13 protein-coding genes and 1 tRNA gene are annotated in these 16,548 nt (G+C 57.8%); 9 read left to right on the plus strand and 5 right to left on the minus strand.

What is annotated here, in order from left to right; translation table 11 throughout:
* Window positions 1–408: 408 nt before the first annotated feature.
* From RHM62_RS10510 to RHM62_RS10520, 3 genes are read right to left on the minus strand one after another with little or no spacing between them, the layout of a single operon-like run.
* Window positions 409–768: a hypothetical protein gene (locus RHM62_RS10510; RefSeq protein ID WP_322122058.1), complete on the minus strand. Its 360-nt coding sequence runs from the start codon at window positions 766–768 to the stop codon at window positions 409–411.
* Window positions 762–5,399 (minus strand): RHS repeat-associated core domain-containing protein, encoded by a 4,638-nt coding sequence (locus tag RHM62_RS10515; protein WP_322122059.1) that lies wholly within the window; start codon window positions 5,397–5,399, stop codon window positions 762–764. The genes RHM62_RS10510 and RHM62_RS10515 overlap by 7 nt, the downstream gene beginning before the upstream one ends.
* Before the next feature lie 9 nt (window positions 5,400–5,408).
* Window positions 5,409–6,599, minus strand: coding sequence for an OmpA family protein (locus tag RHM62_RS10520; RefSeq protein ID WP_322122060.1), 1,191 nt, complete (start codon window positions 6,597–6,599; stop codon window positions 5,409–5,411).
* A 432-nt stretch (window positions 6,600–7,031) separates the two neighbouring features.
* Here RHM62_RS10520 and RHM62_RS10525 point away from each other — a divergent pair, with 432 nt between their 5' ends.
* From RHM62_RS10525 to RHM62_RS10545, 5 genes are all read left to right on the plus strand, one after another.
* A complete protein-coding gene (locus tag RHM62_RS10525) occupies window positions 7,032–7,274 on the plus strand; it encodes a hypothetical protein (RefSeq protein ID WP_322122061.1) in 243 nt (80 codons plus the stop codon).
* 194 nt (window positions 7,275–7,468) lie between these two features.
* Window positions 7,469–7,954, plus strand: a complete 486-nt coding sequence (locus RHM62_RS10530; protein WP_322122062.1) for a hypothetical protein — start codon at window positions 7,469–7,471, stop codon at window positions 7,952–7,954.
* A gap of 121 nt (window positions 7,955–8,075) precedes the next feature.
* Window positions 8,076–8,330: a hypothetical protein gene (locus RHM62_RS10535; protein WP_322122063.1), complete on the plus strand. Its 255-nt coding sequence runs from the start codon at window positions 8,076–8,078 to the stop codon at window positions 8,328–8,330.
* Between the two features lie 560 nt (window positions 8,331–8,890).
* Complete coding sequence (locus RHM62_RS10540; protein ID WP_322122064.1) at window positions 8,891–9,307, plus strand: hypothetical protein; 417 nt, start codon at window positions 8,891–8,893, stop codon at window positions 9,305–9,307.
* Complete coding sequence (locus RHM62_RS10545) at window positions 9,217–10,179, plus strand: site-specific integrase (protein ID WP_322125383.1); 963 nt, start codon at window positions 9,217–9,219, stop codon at window positions 10,177–10,179. The genes RHM62_RS10540 and RHM62_RS10545 overlap by 91 nt, the downstream gene beginning before the upstream one ends.
* 70 nt (window positions 10,180–10,249) lie before the next feature.
* Here RHM62_RS10545 and RHM62_RS10550 read toward each other — a convergent pair.
* Both RHM62_RS10550 and RHM62_RS10555 read right to left on the minus strand, forming a co-directional pair.
* Window positions 10,250–10,325, minus strand: a tRNA-Asn gene (locus RHM62_RS10550).
* A 122-nt stretch (window positions 10,326–10,447) separates the two neighbouring features.
* Window positions 10,448–11,662, minus strand: a complete 1,215-nt coding sequence (locus tag RHM62_RS10555; RefSeq protein WP_322122065.1) for an amino acid aminotransferase — start codon at window positions 11,660–11,662, stop codon at window positions 10,448–10,450.
* Between the two features lie 117 nt (window positions 11,663–11,779).
* Between RHM62_RS10555 and uvrB the strand changes: the two genes are divergently transcribed.
* From uvrB to RHM62_RS10575, 4 genes are all read left to right on the plus strand, one after another.
* Window positions 11,780–13,873: an excinuclease ABC subunit UvrB gene (gene uvrB / locus RHM62_RS10560; protein ID WP_322122066.1), complete on the plus strand. Its 2,094-nt coding sequence runs from the start codon at window positions 11,780–11,782 to the stop codon at window positions 13,871–13,873.
* A gap of 1 nt (window position 13,874) precedes the next feature.
* Window positions 13,875–14,660, plus strand: coding sequence for a uracil-DNA glycosylase (locus RHM62_RS10565; RefSeq protein ID WP_322122067.1), 786 nt, complete (start codon window positions 13,875–13,877; stop codon window positions 14,658–14,660).
* Window positions 14,661–14,759: 99 nt separating this feature from the next.
* Entirely contained in the window at window positions 14,760–15,233 is a 474-nt protein-coding gene (iscR, locus tag RHM62_RS10570; RefSeq protein WP_322122068.1) for a Fe-S cluster assembly transcriptional regulator IscR, read from the plus strand.
* A 15-nt stretch (window positions 15,234–15,248) separates the two neighbouring features.
* Window positions 15,249–16,502: an IscS subfamily cysteine desulfurase gene (locus RHM62_RS10575; protein WP_322122069.1), complete on the plus strand. Its 1,254-nt coding sequence runs from the start codon at window positions 15,249–15,251 to the stop codon at window positions 16,500–16,502.
* Window positions 16,503–16,548: the final 46 nt, after the last annotated feature.

The raw sequence follows: 16,548 nt of genomic DNA on the forward strand, positions 1-16,548 counted from the left end.
AATCCATTCAAGTAAATCAGATGATAATTTCGTAGGTCGTGCAAGAGCTAACGTATATGTTGCAAAAAAAACTAAAATAAATGGGCTTGCTATGAAAAGAGTTGTGATTAATATGGGCGTAACTTTTCTTGTTAATTTCATTTTATAAACACGCAATCAATTAAAAATTTCATTGATCTACTAGTAGTTGTCAGGGTTCGCTGGAGTTCAGCTGTTTAAAGTATTCAATTAAAAAGATAAGTCAGTCTATATAGTTCATCAAAAGTATTCCGTAACTCCCCTCCAGCATAGACCTAAAAAAATTTTAATAATCAATTCACGGCGCATACTTTTAGGTGTTAAAAAAATGGACTGTTTGATGAAATTGTATTGCCTATCCTATTAATGATCACAGACGGGTGATGCTGTTTAGTCTCCAGACTCTATGCGCTCTGCTTCACTTTCTCTCCGATGCTTGCCGATAATCAAATAAGCTGCAGTAGCTCCGATTAACCAGTACTGAATGACGCCCGCCATCCCTAAAAGAAGCCACTCGGCTATTCTGCGTGATACTGCTCCGAACGGCCCCACCCACTCCAAAAATGGATGAAATATCAAATAGAAAAGCCAAGTAAGGGGAAAGCCAAAAAACGCTAGCACTAACTGAGGTTCACTATCATTTCGTACGAAAGCGTTTGCGAGAGAGATAAAAAAAATAACCAGATAGAAAACTGAAGAAATCGCACCCCAATTTACAAGGCGCAAAGATTTAAATGATAAATTCACCATGGTGCCGCCGGTAATTTAGTTACTTGTTTGCCGAACCATGAAGCGATTGTTAAGTCCGTATTCATCCAATTTGGCCAAGCCGAGCTCGCTGAAGAAATGCCGATGACCCCACCAGCCTTTAGAGCACTGTTGGATGCGTTTGTGCAGTTTGTTGATGTCGTTCCGTTCGGAAATGCAGACCATCTTGGGAGTCCTCTAGCCACCGCGGCAGCGGCATCAAATGCGTTATCGTCCAACACGGTAACTTGATAAACAGAATCCGGCAATCTTCCCTCCGCGGCAACGGTATCAAGCCAGGACTTAGTCGTGTTGGCACCTTCAATGCCATGAGGAGTCGGGAATTGGCTAGTGATCGTAGTGCCATTCATCTCACCCACAAAAACATGCCCGACCGAACCACTTGGGATCTGTGAAGTCCACACAGCAACGATTACATCGCGTAATCCCAGTGGATCCACGAATGACAATGGATTTCCACCTACGTAGCTGTAAGTATTAAAACCACCTTTCAATCCAATCGGATCACTCGTCAAATACCGCCCCACCAGCGGATCGTAATCCCGATGCAGGTTGTAATGCTTGTCCGTTTCGACATCAAAGTGCTGACCGGGCAACCTCAAATTCAGCATGATTTTTTCTGTCGACACCTTGGCTTTGCCGAACGCGGAGTAACTGGCTTGCCAGACCGGATGCTGCTGCGCATCGGTGACTAATTGCGGCGTGCCAAGATGGTCGGTGTGGATTGCGTAGACCTGGCTATCGGTGGACTTGTCATGCAAGCCGAGCCAGCGTCGGAGGGTGGCGAGGAGGCCGGTTTCGGCAGGCGTGTTGCCATACGCAAGCTTTGCCACCGGCATCTGGTCGACGTACAGATACTGCGCAGTGATGCGACCTGCCTCGTCGGCTTCGGCGTCGAGTCGATTGCCCTGATAGAGGAAATACGTGGTGTGGGCGATACCTTCTGCATTGGTCACGGTCTTGCTGACGCGCTCGCCGTGGGCGTTGTAGGCGTAACGAGCGACGATTTTTTTGCCGTCGCTGACCTGCTGCAGGCGGCCTATGACGTCGTACACGTAGGACTTGTCGCCGATGGTTGTCGGGTTGCCTGCCGGGTCATACGTGTAGGCGGTGCGTTTGTCAGCGTCTCTGATGCCGACTAGACGGTTACTGGCGGGCTGATAGGTGAGCGCTTGATCCGTGTTTTCCGACAGACGGTTGCCGACGGCGTCGTGGCGCCATGCGACCTGCTCGGTCGGCGTGTTCACCTTGCTCAGCCGATCCTGATGGTCGTAATCGTATTGTTCACTCTCCGGTGCTGCCTGGCCGATCCGGGTGCGGGCAATGGCGGTGATGCGACCGATGACGTCGTAGTCAAGGCGCTGGGCGTAGAGCAGATTGCGCAGTTGCTGGCCGGTGGCGCGGTCCTTGGCACTGGCCGCTGCCTTGTCGTTGGCGGCCTGCGCGTCAGGCAGCAAGGTCAACAGTGCCTGTGTGACAGGATTGCCTTGTGCAGGCACACCCACTTTCAGCGCGACCAGCCGCCCGGTAATGGGATTGCGCTCGTAGCGCGTCCTCACGCCATTGCCATGCGTGAAGCCAGCCAGTCCGGTGAACGGATGCAATTCGATATCGGTCGCGAGCGCTCGAGTGAACTTGCCGTCGGCGCTGACCAGGTCGATGCGTTGCGGTCGACTGGCCGGGCCGTAGGTGATACGGACCGTTTCACCCGAGGCGAGCGTGGTTGCCTCCAACCGGTTCAGTGCGTCGTAGCGATAGCGGGTTGTGAAAGCCAGCGCCGGCTTGTCGCGTTCGATGGCACGGGTGAGATGATCAGTTCTTTCGACGACATGGCCGTTGGCGTCGTAATGCAATGTGGTGATTTGCTGCGGATCGGTCACGGCAATCAGGCGGTTGCCCTGATAGCGGTAAGTGATTCGCTGCTCCGTCGGCTGGCCACTGCTGTCATGGCCGCTGACACGGCGGGTAATCATCTGGCCGGCCATGTCCCACGTGAGGTCAGTGCGGTTGCCGTTGGCGTCAACGCGGGCAATCAGGCGATCGGCGGCATCGTACTGCGCAATTTGCCGGCCACTGTCGGGACTGTCGATGACCAGCGTGCGACCGAAGTCGTCGGTCAGGTTGCTGGTTGTTGCACCATTGGCGGCGATGAGGCTACTGAGCGCGGACGTGTCTTGCAGGTAGGTCGCGCGCGTGATCGCGGCAAGGTCGGTGCCGGCGTTCTGGGTCACCGCCGTCATCCGGCCGATCGGGTCGTAGGCGAATGCCGTAGTGCGTTGCAGGGCATCGGTACTGGTCGCCAGCTGGCCGGTCGCTTCTGCATAGGCGTACTGCGTGACGGCACCGGCCGGATCGGTCTGTTGGGTCAGGCGGTTGCGGACATCGTACTGGTAGGAAGTGCTGGCATCGAGCGGCGCATTGATCGCACTGCTATGCAGTAGCGTCGTCAGCAACCGGCTTTCGCTGTCGAGTGTTCGGTCAATGCGATGGCCATCCTGGTCGGTCAGGCCAATTGGCCGGCCTGCCTGGTCGGCGCGGACGGCCAGCCAGCTGCCATCGGGGCGGGTCAGGCGTTGCGGGTGTCCCTGTGCGTCATAGGTAATGTGGGTGATCAGCCGGGTTGACTTGGTGCTGTCTTCGTCCTTGTTGCGTGCGAACCAGGGGCGCCAACTGCTTTGGTCTGCCTGCCGTGCCGGGCTGTCTGCGCGCTCCCGCACGATGCGGACCGGCTGACCTTGCAGGTTGCTGGTGATGACCGTACGTTGCGCCGGATTGCTGCCATCACCGGATTCGATGACGGTGGGGCGGCCGGTTTCCTCGTCGCGCGTTACGCGGGTAAGGCGGTTACCGGGGGCGACGGTGTCGGTCAGGAAGCTGCCACGCATGTCGTAGTGAAACAGGGTGATGTCAGAGTCAGCGGGTGTGCCGGCCGGTCCGTTGGCCAGTGGGCCATCGACTTGCACCAGCAGGCTGCGGCGGTTGATGCGGTCGTAGCGGTAATTTGTCTTGCGGGTGATTGGCTGCGGAGTAACGCTGTCGATGGCTGGAGCCCAGCCGGTTTCGGTCACCGAGAGCGGCTGGCCGACGTCGTTATAGGCGATGTCCGTGATTGCTTCGCGACCCGGCACCATGCTCGGACGGGCTACCCGAACCGGTGCCGGCAGCGCGCCCGGTGCGTATTCATACCGCACCTGTGCCCGCGCCGGTCCTGCCGCGCCATTCCGATAAGTGCGTTCGCTGATCGCGAGCGGCCGGCCGTAATAATCGCGCTGTGTCTGCGTCGTACGTACCGGCATGCCTTGGTCATCGAGCTGGGTCGCGGTGATTTCGCGCGCCAGCGCGTCATAGCTGAAGCGGACATTGGTGGGACTGCACAAGCGGCAGCCGGGACCGCGGGATTCCAGGATGCGGTTTTCTCCGGCGATGCTGGCGTGCTGGTAGACGGTGGTCTGGCCGAGGCTGTTGGTCAGCACGGTGGTACCGGCGGCCGGGTAGGCGAGCGTGACGCGGTCGACATCGTTGGCATGTGTGGTCAGGATGGCGCGGCCGTCTGCTTGATAGCCGAAGGTGGACAGGCGCTGGGTGACGACCTGACCGTTAGTTTTGCCGACGACGCTGATGCCGGTCAGGCGGGTCGGATGCTGCGGGTCTTCGTAATGGTACTGGCGTGCGATGGGGCCATCCGGTGCAGTGGATGGATTTCGCGAAGCGTCCGGTTTGGCCGCTTTATCGCGGACCTTGTCATCCCCACCCGGAAAGTCGACACCCACCAGATTGGCCGCCAGCATGATCGGGGCGACCGTCGCGCCTGCTGGCAGGGTGCTGCCGTAGTGGTAACGGAAGCGGCCGACCGGGCTGTCAATATTCTCCACGCCGGAAAATTGCGTCTTGCTGCGCGTCTTCCGGTCCGGCCGATGCAGGCGCAGTTGCCGGTTCTGCGGATCGGTCACCTGCATGAGCTGGCCGTCGCCGTCATAGAGCAGGCTGACGAACTCCCCGCCTGGCGCGACGATCTGGATCAGATTGCCACTACTGTCGAACATATAGGCCGTGCCATCGGTGCGGTGCCAGAGGTATTCGTCGCCATCGCGCGGTGTCCGGCGGATCGTCACAGTGCCGTTGGCCGGATCGGCCGGCTGGCACAGCGCACGGTTGAGCGGGTCGCGACCAAACATCAGGCGCGTGCCGTCGGCCATCACAATCTGAATGCTGTTGCCGATGGCGAATAGCGCCGTTTCGTAAGACAGTTTCCAGCCGCGTCCGACCAGGCCGTTGGGGGCACCCGGAATGCTGTAGGCGCTGTTGTAGTGCCGGACGATTTCCAGACCGAACACCCCGGGCAGGGCGGCCATATCCACTTCCCGCTGGTATTTGTTACCCGTGATCAGGTTGATCGGATTGCCCGCGCCAGCGCAGTTAATACTCGGGTCCCCGGTCTGTTTTTTTGTGCACTCGATGACGCCCGGGGCGCCGGTGCCGGGCGCGGCCGTGGATTGCTGGGCATGCAGTGGTGAGGCTGATACGAGCAGCAGTGCGAGGAGCAGGGCGTAACGGCGAACGGAAGAAGGGATCGGCATGGTCGGGTGTCGGTCAGGGTCAGGGACGGTGGTCATGGTTGTCGATCACGGAATCAGCGTGACTTCAACGCGGCGGTTATCGGCGAGGCAGGCTTGCAGTGCTGCACCGGTCTTGCCGCTGCACTGCGCCAGTTCCACTTTCAGATTTGTCGCACCGGCACCGGTCGCGGTGATCGGCCGGTCGGTGAGTCCATGCGCGATCAGGTATTGCCTGACCGTTTGCGCCCGTGCTTGCGACAGCGCCAGATTCTCGGCGGCGCTGCCGATCTGGTCGGTGTAGCCGGTGATGGCGACGGCGGCATAGTTGCCGGCCCGGGCACTGACGATCAAGGCATCGAGCTGCTGCATGCCGGCGGCCGTCAATGTTGACTGGCCGAACGCAAAGTTGATGTCGCCGGGCAGGGTGGTGGTGACTGGTACCGTCTTGGGACACACCTCGCAATAGCCGTTCGGACAGAGACCGCCCGGATCCGTTGGCGTAGGTGCCGGATCGGACGGCGGTTGGGTACACAAAGCGGTCGCACAGGCGGACGGCGGGCTGGTGGGGCCCGGTGGCATACCCGGGTCCGTCGGGTTGCCGCCATTGCCCATCCCGGGGAAGGTCACCGTCGGACCTTCGATGGCGTCCGACTGCATCTGCACCGTGACATGCATGACCACGGGGATCCTCCCGGCGACGAGCAGCGCAGTACGCGCTGTGCTGGTCCCGTCATCTGCCCATTTCAAGTAGTTTGCATACATCGCTCCGACGAGCGGCACTTGTGGTCGGTAGCCGGTCGTGATGCGCAGTTTTAGCAGATTGGCATCCTGGATGTTTTGTCCCGACAGCGGGGAGATCACGCTGGCCGGCCGGAGGGCTTGACCGCTGTTCGGAATCACGTGCTTGCTGTCGGGCAGGTTGTAGCGGGCCTGGAGCAGCGGGCTGTTGAAATCGCGATAACTCTCTGATGTGGGGTTGAGCAATTCGATGCGGGACTGTGCCTTGACGTCAGCCAGCGCGCGTTGGTAGGACGCCTCCAACTTGGCCGGGTCGGTGCCGCCACCGTAGAGGGGAACCAGCGCTCGCGCATAAGCATTCTCGATCGTGCCGATATCAGCGTGGCCGGTGCTGCCGGCGCGTGCCGCCATGAAGCTGGCGTGGTTGTGTTGATTTTTGGTGAAGTAGAGCAGACCGTATTGCAGCATCGCCAGCCCGAGTAGCGTGATGAGGGGGCCGATGACGGTGAATTCGACCATGGCGGAGCCGCTGTTGTGCCGCCACTTTGCCGCACGCGGGAGCGGGGTCAGGTGACTGACGGCAGCGCAATGGGATGGCGAGCTCGGGCAGGTGGATTGCATTAGTGGTATCTGCAGAGGACTGTTGGTAGTCGATAGTAGCAAGTTGCTAATGGAAGACTGGCCGTCCGCGCTGATTCGTTGATGAGCAATGCGCATCGAAACAACGTTCCAAGTTGATTACCAAAGACGGTGAAGTTACGACGATCAATGGCGAGACGGGAGCCTCAGCAGATGTTGCTTAAATAAAAGGCATTGCTGCGATGCCTTGTCATAACTGGCTTGCGGAGGTGTTCAGCAGGGTTATGCACAATGTTGTTCACAGAATACGGGCATAAGTTTCAAGATGAATGCCGTTCAGTCGTCAGATCGATTCGGCAGGATTGTGCAGCCATGTCGCCATTGACGCTGCATTGCGGGAAACAATTTTCGAATGCTATTCCTACGTTTGATGCCCGGCGGGTTACCGCTTTCTGTTTTGTTGTTCCTTGCAGAAATAATCAGCAGGTGACATTTCGATATAAACCTTTTATTGCCCTCTCCTTTGATAAATTCCCCTGCTTCGATGGCAGATCAATGCGCATGGTCATGACGTTTCCATTTAAGAAATTTATCCATGCGATCGCCATCACCTGAATATTGTTCCGGAACGCCGAGGCCATTGACCGGTTTTAGCCAAGCCGCAGCGGATTGTCGCTGAGGCCCGTTCATTAACATCTTGCAACACGGCTTACGGCTTCGTCGTCTTCGCCGGTGCACCTGGTCACGTTGTGAGAGGCATGCCGCAGCGACGGTCCTACCGCACCTTCATTTGAACTGGAATGCTGATCATGAAAACCTCCTCCCTACTCGTCGCTACCCTGTTGTCAGTCCTCGGTACATCCGCCTTCGCCCAAAGCCCGGCGGTGGCACAAGTCAAGCAAGACAATGCCGCCATCCGCCAGGAAACCCGCGAGATCCGCGCCGACAACCATGCCATCCGCCAGGACACGGTGGCTGTTCTGCATCAGAAGCAGGACGTGCGGAAGGACCGGCAGGTATTGCAGGCTGACCGGCATGCCCGCAACGTCGACCAGCATCGTGAAAACGTTGCCTTGTCGCGCGGCGATCTGGCCGGTGCACAGCGCGCCAATAGCGCCCGCCTGCAGGACCAGCGCGCCATCAACAGCCAAAAAAGAGACCTGCACCAGGATCGTCGTGCCTTGTCCCACGCCCGCCATGTCCGTCATGATGCGGTGGTGGCGCGCAACGAGGACCGGCACGAGCGGCATGTCGACGTGATCAACCGCAACGTCGCCGCCAGCAATCTCCGATAACCGCGACGCGGTCCCCGGTAGCGTACCGCGACCCTATCGACTTGATTGACCTGCAGTCCGGGATACGGTGTGGTCTGCGTGAAGCACCGTTGTCCATTGAAATCACTTCTGAAGGCTGTCCATGAACGTTTCTAAATTGTCGCTGGTTGTGTTCGCTTGTGCTGCGCTGTTGGCCGGAGAGGCTAGTGCCAAGGGTTGTCTTGCCGGTGCGGCGGTCGGTGGCGTGGCTGGTCACGTCGCTGGCAAGCACGCGGTCATCGGTGCTGGTGTCGGCTGTGTCGTTGGTCGCCATCAGGCGAACAAGAAGGACCGCGCGGCGGCGGCGAGCCAGGCGGCGGCAACACCGGCGACGGGTGCGTCGGTGCCCGCGAAGTAACGCGTCGCAGCCAACATCGGCGCATTGACTGCCCACGCCGGCGGCGACCACCTCGTAAGCACGCTGAAAAGGTGGGCTTTCCGGGTGGTGGTTCCTGCCTGACGCAGCTAGTCTGGTATCCACGGGTTTGGCGCTCTCCGAGTTGGTTGCTCGACGCCAGGTTGCAGACGATACCTGCCTTGTTGCTGACGCGGTCTTGCATTCAGTGCGGCCGTACGGATTGCTCCCGGCGTGGTCGTTTCACGCTGCGGGGGCATCCTTTCTTTACTGGCAACGCGATCGGCTGATCGCCATCTTGCTGGCACCTCGTCATTTTTTCTGGAGATCGCGGTGAAGTCCCTGCCGACTGAGACTTGCCCATGCCGTGTTGCCGGCATGAGCGCGAGATGCGCTGACGCGCGCGGTTGATCCACCGACCGCATCCATGTTGCCCGGGATGCCGGCGGTCTTTTCTGAGCGATTGGCGCCGCTTGCCTTCCCACGTGAACGACAACCCGCGCCGATCAGCAATAGGGCAACGCACGACCAACAAACACCATCAACGACCTATGGAGAATTTCATGCATACGCCGCATCACGCTCTCCTGCCGACGGCGAAGAACCGCCACGCCACGCAGGAAGCGTTGGCGGACGAGACGGGCCTGCCTTTGCTGCTGGCACGTTGTCTGTCGCGCGAACACGCCGCGAGTTACCTCGGTATCGGGGTCACGCTGCTGGCCACCCTGGCGATTCCCTGCGTGCGTTTCGGGCGCCGCAGCGTGTACGACCGGCTTGACCTGGACGCGTGGCTGGACAACCATAAGCAGCGAGGGCGGGCCGAAAACGAGAAAGGATTATGGCCCGAGAAATTGGTATTTACCGGAGGAACGATTCCCGACACTTCTGGATTAGCGTCACCCTCCCCAACGGCAAGCGCGTACGCAAAAGCGCTGGGACTGAAAGCCGCGAAGAGGCCGAAGCCTACCTCGCCAAGCTGACCCTTGATGCGTATCGCGAGGCCCATTTCGGCATTCGGCCGGAACGATCCTGGCGTGACGCGGTGGTTCGGTATCTCGAACTGAAAGCGAGTTTGCGCAGCTTTCGGGACGTGCAACGCATTTGCCGCGGTCTCGACCCGTATGTGGGGCGTCTGACGTTGAACCAGATCACCGGTGATGTGGTGTGGTCTATCGCGCAAGGGGAACTTAAGCGTGGTAACAAGCCGGCGACCGTCAACCGCTATCTGGCGTTGGTGCGCAACTTGTTGCACATGGCGCGGGACGAATGGCAGTGGATTGATACGTTCCCGAAAATTCGCATGCTGGCGGGGGAGGTCGAAAGGGACCGCTGGCTGACCCGCAGCGAAGCGGACCGCTTGATCGCGGCTTGCCCGGTGCATCTGGCGGCACTGGTCCGCTTTGCCTTGGCAACCGGGTTGCGGGCGCGGGAAATCACCGGCCTGGAATGGAGCAGGGTGGATCTGGAGCGGCAGACGGCCTGGTTGAACCGGACCAAGAACGGCACGCCGCGCGGGGTACCGCTCAATGAGGATGCGGTGACGGTGTTGCAAGAGCAGCTTGGTCGGCATCCGCAAGCGTGTTTTACGTACAAGGGCAACCCGATACGGTGGGACGTGACGAATACCGCGTGGCACAACGCGATCAGGAAGGCGGAATTGAGCGATTTCCGATTTCACGATCTGCGGCATACGTGGGCGTCGTGGCACCGGCAGGCGGGCACGTCCTGCGATGAGCTGAAAGACTTGGGTGGCTGGAAATCCCGGGTGATGGTGGACCGCTACGCCAAATACGCGACGGCGCACTTGCAGGTGGCGGCGTCGCGCATTGCAGGGAAAAAGGAAGGGGGCTAGCGTGTCACGTTTTTGTCACGTTGGACAAAACGAAAAGGGCCAGCGCTTGCGCACCGGCCCTTCAGTATTCTGGCTCCCCGACCTGGACTCGAACCAGGGACCTGCGGATTAACAGTCCGTCGCTCTACCAACTGAGCTATCAGGGAAAAGATGCCGCATTATGGCGGATCAGATGCTGCCTGTCAAAAGTTTCAAAACCAAGAAGCTACCCACATTTGACAGTGCTGTGAGAGGAGAAACCTGTACCGTCTCACAGCGAGGCCGAAGTCTACAATACTTTCGCGATGGCCTCAACCACCTTGTCAATATTGGTGGAATTTAATGCGGCAACGCAGATGCGGCCGGTGTCGACAGCGTAAATCGCGTGCTCGCTGGCGAGGAGGGCGACTTGGTCTTTGGTTAGGCCTGAGTAAGAAAACATACCGCGTTGCTTGATGACGAAATCGAAATCATGGCCCGGTGCTTTCTCTTTCAATTTGGTGACGAACAGCTGTCGCATTTCACGGATACGTACGCGCATGCCAGCTAGTTCTTCTTCCCATAACTCGCGCAGTTCCGGGGTCGCCAATGCCAGAGCAACGACTTGCCCACCATGGACTGGCGGATTCGAATAGTTGGTGCGGATCACACGTTTGAGTTGTGACAGCAAGCGGCTAGCTTCTTCGCTGCTGACAGCAACGATGCTCAGTGCGCCGACACGTTCACCGTACAAAGAGAAAGACTTGGAAAACGAGTTCGAGACGAACAGTGGACCGCCGGCTGCAGCGAACTGGCGCACGACTTTGCCGTCGGCTTCGATACCGTCGCCGAATCCCTGGTAGGCCATGTCGAGGAACGGCACCAAACCGCGTTCTGTCACGACCTTGATCACTTCCAGCCATTGCGCATCGGTCAGGTCCGCACCGGTCGGGTTGTGGCAACACGCGTGCAACAGGACAATCGATCCTGCTGGCATGGTCTGCAAGGCTTCGAGCATGCCGGTAAAATTTACGCCGCGTGTGGCGGGATCGTAGTAGGGATAATTGTTGACTACGAAGCCGGCCGATTCGAACAGCGCGCGGTGGTTCTCCCAGCTTGGATCGCTGATCCAGACCTGGGCGTCAGGCGCGAAGCGCTGGAGGAAATCTGCACCAAGCTTCAGGGCGCCGGTACCGCCGACTGCTTGCGCAGTGACCGCGCGCTTTTCCGTGATGACGGCACTGCCGGCACCGAATACCAATTCCTGGACCGCTTTGTCGTACGCAGCCAGGCCGTCGATGGGCAGGTAAGTGCGCGGCGCGGCTTTTTCCATCATGAGGGCTTCGGCTTTTTTGACGCAGTCCAGCAGGGGAACCTTGCCGTTATTGTCGTAGTAGACGCCGACGCCAAGGTTGATTTTGGCGGGATTTTTATCGGCATTGAATGCTTCGGTGATGCCCAGAATCGGATCACGGGGAGCCATCTCAATGGCGGTGAATAGGGATGCTGAAAGGGGTGCGTTCATCGTGATAACATCAAAAGTTAGCTGCACAAGATCGCTTGCAGTCGGGTTGGAGACAGCGTCACAAGAAATTGTCGACGCCAGTTTGCAGCTCGCAATTTTACCAAAGGTCGTCGCCACATGGCTGAATTAACTCAAGTTACCAGTAGCATCGACGAATCGAAGATCATCACCTTTCCGGATTCGCCGTTTCAGTTGCTCCAGCCGTTCGAACCTGCCGGCGACCAGCCGACGGCGATTGCCAAGCTGGTCGAGGGCATCGAAGATGGCTTGTCCTATCAGACTTTGCTCGGGGTAACTGGTTCAGGGAAAACCTACACGATGGCCAACGTGATTGCGAGGATGGGCCGTCCGGCCATTATCTTTGCACCAAACAAGACGCTGGCTGCGCAGCTCTACAGCGAGTTCCGTGAATTTTTCCCGCGCAACGCGGTGGAGTATTTCGTCAGCTATTACGATTACTACCAACCGGAAGCGTATGTGCCGCAGCGCGACTTGTTCATCGAGAAAGATTCTTCGATCAACGAGCATATCGAGCAGATGCGGCTATCGTGCACCAAGTCGCTGATGGAGCGACGCGACGTGATCATCGTCGCGACGGTGTCGGCGATCTATGGTATCGGCAACCCGAACGAATATCACCAGATGATCCTGACCTTGCGGGCCAAGGATAAAGTGAGTCAGCGTGACGTGATCGCGCGCCTGATTCAAATGCAATACACCCGCAATGAAATCGATTTCGGTCGCGGTACGTTCCGGGTTCGCGGCGATACGATCGACATTTTTCCGGCCGAGCATGCCGAATTGGCTGTGCGTCTCGAGATGTTCGATGATGAGATCGAAAGCATCCAGCTGTTCGATCCGCTGACAGGGCGTGTACGCCAAAAAATCCCGCGATTTACTGTGTATCCGGGTTCGCATTACGTGACTCCGCGTGCCACTGTATTGCGTGCAATTGAAACCATCAAAGAGGAATTGCGCGACAGGCTGGAATTTTTTCGCAAGGAAAACAAGCTGATCGAAGAGCAGCGTATCGAGCAGCGCACCCGTTTCGACCTCGAAATGATGCAGGAAATCGGCTTCACCAAAGGCATTGAAAATTACTCGCGTCATCTCAGCGGTGCCAAGGCTGGAGAACCGCCGCCAACGCTGATCGATTACTTGCCGCCGGATGCGCTGATGTTTCTTGACGAGTCGCATGTGCTGCTTGGCCAGCTCAGCGGCATGTATAACGGCGACCGGTCGCGCAAGACCAATCTGGTGGACTACGGCTTTCGTTTGCCGTCGGCGCTGGATAACCGGCCGCTACGATTCGATGAATTCGAAGGCAAGATGCGCCAGACCGTGTTCGTCTCGGCCACCCCAGCCGAATATGAAAAGACCCACGCCGGGCAGGTCGTCGAACAAGTGGTCAGGCCAACCGGACTGGTCGATCCTGCCATCGAAGTCCGTCCGGCCAGCACCCAGGTCGATGATCTGATGGGCGAGATCCAGCTGCGGGTGGCGCAGAACGAGCGCGTGCTGGTGACGACGTTGACCAAGCGGATGTCGGAGCAGCTCACGGAATTCCTCAGTGATCATGGCGTCAAGGTCCGTTACCTGCACAGCGACATTGATACGGTCGAGCGGGTCGAGATCTTGCGCGACTTGCGTCTGGGGACCTTCGATGTACTGGTCGGTATTAACTTGCTACGCGAAGGTCTCGACTTGCCGGAGGTATCGCTGGTGGCGATCCTCGATGCCGACAAGGAAGGCTTTCTGCGATCCGAGCGTAGCCTGATCCAGACCATCGGTCGCGCGGCGCGTAACCTCAACGGTAAAGCGATTCTGTATGGCGACAAGGTCACCGATTCGATGCGTCGCGCAATCGACGAGACCGAGCGTCGCCGCAACAAGCAGGTTGAATTCAACCTGGCCAATAACATCACGCCGATCGGCATCAAAAAACAGATCAAGGACTTGATCGACGGTGTCTACAGCCCGCAGGAAGCGCGCGAGGAATTGCAGGTCGCACAAGAAACCGCCAAGTATGAATCGATGAGCGAGAAGCAAATCAGCAAGGAAATCAAACGACTTGAGAAGCTGATGCTCGATCACGCAAAGAACTTGGAATTCGAGAAGGCTGCACAGGTCCGCGATCAGTTGCGCGTGTTGAAGGAGCAATTATTTGGGGCCAGCGGATCGGACAATATTGCATCGATGCTGAGTAAATAACATGATTCCTGCAGCAATCCTTGCCACCATCGAACGCGCTGATCCGTCGTGGCAGCCGATACTGATGGCAGGGCTAAAAGCCGTCGATCTGGCCGACCCGGCGTACTTGCCGGCGCTCGCGCAGGATGACTATCTGCCGACCGAAGGCCGCTTGTTGTCGGCATTCGTCCAACCATTTGAGTCAGTGCGTTACGTGCTGGTCGGGGAGGGGCCTTATCCCCGTGCCGCCAGCGCAACCGGCGTGTGCTTCATGGATGGCGCAGTCGATTTGCTGTGGTCTGACAAGGGCTTGTCAAAACCCGTCAATCGCGCCACGTCCCTGCGTAACTTTATGAAAATGCTGCTGGTGGCCGACGGTACGCTGGCATCCGGACAGACTTCAGGCGAAGCGATGATGGTGGCCGGTGCACAAGCGCTTCAGCCCGGAGCCGATCGCATCCGGACCTTGGCGCAGTTGCAGCAGAATCTGACGCAACAAGGGTTTTTGTTGCTCAACGCAGCGCTGGTATTCCGACCTCATGTGCCGCCTCTGCGTGATGCACGCGCCTGGTTACCATTCCTGACGACGGTATTCGCCGCGCTCGCCGATCAGGTTGACCCGCCAACGCTGGTGCTGTGGGGGAAGATTGCAGCGCAGCTCGACAACTTGCCCGGCATCGACGCTTTTCCGCGTTTGGCGGCCGAGCATCCCTACAATTTGTCCTTCATTGAAAACAGCACCATGCAGAAATTGTTCGCTCCGATGCAATTGTTGCAGTTGCCAGCGAGAAATCCAGCGAGCCGTTAGAATGGATACCTGACGAAAACGGTCAACCTTGTTATACTCGACAAAATTGATCAACTACTCAGGATTTTCCTGTATGGCTGACTTCGGGGACTACGAAACATGAGATTAACTACTAAAGGCCGCTTCGCGGTGACTGCAATGATTGATCTGGCCCTGCGGCAGAGCGGCGGTCCGGTGACACTCTCGGGCATCAGCCAGCGCCAGGAAATTTCGCTGTCGTACCTCGAACAATTGTTCGGCAAGCTGCGTCGACACGAAATCGTCGAATCAGTGCGCGGTCCAGGCGGGGGCTACAATCTGGCGCGTCGGGCCGAAGACGTGACAGTAGCGGACATCATCATTGCAGTCGATGAACCGCTGGATTCAACGCAGTGCGGTGGCAAAGAAAATTGCCGCAGCTCAACTGCTGAAAATGGTACGCGGTGCATGACCCATGATTTATGGTCGACCCTGAATTCAAAGATGGTGGAGTACCTCGATTCTGTTTCACTGAAAGATCTGGTGGATCAGCAGCGACAAAAAAATATTGAACAAAACGTAGTGGTGCTACATCGGTCCCACGTTGTTTCTTGATTGGAGCGTAAGACAATGAATGCCCCCCTGGAAAAAAGCCTGATTGACACTCTCAAGGCACCGCACTTCCCGATTTATCTTGACTATTCATCGACCACGCCGATCGATCCGCGCGTGGCCGACAAGATGATTCCCTACCTGCGCGAGCAGTTCGGTAATCCCGCATCCCGCAGCCACATGTATGGCTGGACCGCCGAAAAAGCGGTCGAGGAAGCCCGTGCTGAAGTCGCTAAACTGGTCAATGCCGATCCGCGCGAAATCGTCTGGACCTCGGGCGCCACCGAGAGCAACAACCTTGCGATCAAAGGTGCAGCCCACTTTTACAAGACCAAAGGCAAGCACATCATCACCGTCAAGACCGAGCACAAGGCAGTGCTCGACACGGTGCGTGATCTGGAACGTGAAGGCTACGAAGCCACTTATTTGCAACCACAGGACAACGGCTTGATCACGATCGAGCAGCTTGCTGCGGCGATCCGCCCGGACACCATCCTGGTCTCGGTCATGCTGGTCAACAATGAAATCGGCGTGATTCAGCCAGTCGACGAAATCGGTGAACTGTGCCGCTCGAAAGGCATTGTGTTCCACTGCGACGCCGCCCAAGCTACTGGCAAAATGAAGATCGATCTTGAGAAAACCAAGATTGACCTGATGACATTTACGGCGCACAAATCCTACGGTCCGAAAGGCATAGGCGCACTGTATGTCCGCCGTAAGCCCCGCATCCGTATCGAGCCGCAAATGCACGGCGGCGGTCACGAACGCGGCATGCGTTCAGGCACGTTGCCAACGCATCAGATCGTCGGCATGGGCGAGGCATTCAAGATCGCCCGTGAAGAAATGGATGAAGAAATCATCCGTATCACCGCACTGCGGGATCGTCTGGCCAAAGGCCTGTCGGAGATGGAAGAGGTCTACATTAACGGTGACATGGCGCATCGCGTGCCGCACAACCTCAATGTCAGCTTCAACTATGTCGAAGGCGAGTCCCTGATCATGGCGATCAAGGATATTGCGGTCTCGTCCGGCTCGGCCTGTACTTCGGCCAGTCTGGAGCCATCGTATGTGTTGCGTGCTCTCGGACGCAGCGACGAACTGGCGCATAGTTCGATCCGCTTCACGTTCGGGCGCTTCACGACCAATGAAGACATCGACTTCACGATCAACCTGATCAAGGAAAAAGTCGCCAAGTTGCGTGATCTCTCGCCGTTGTGGGACATGCACAAGGAAGGGATCGACATTAGCTCGATTCAGTGGGCGGCACACTAATCACTCATCGCTTGCGGGATCACCCGCAAGCGGCGTAATTTCAAGG

This window comes from Actimicrobium sp. CCC2.4 (genome assembly GCF_034347385.1).
GTDB lineage: Bacteria > Pseudomonadota > Gammaproteobacteria > Burkholderiales > Burkholderiaceae_D > Actimicrobium.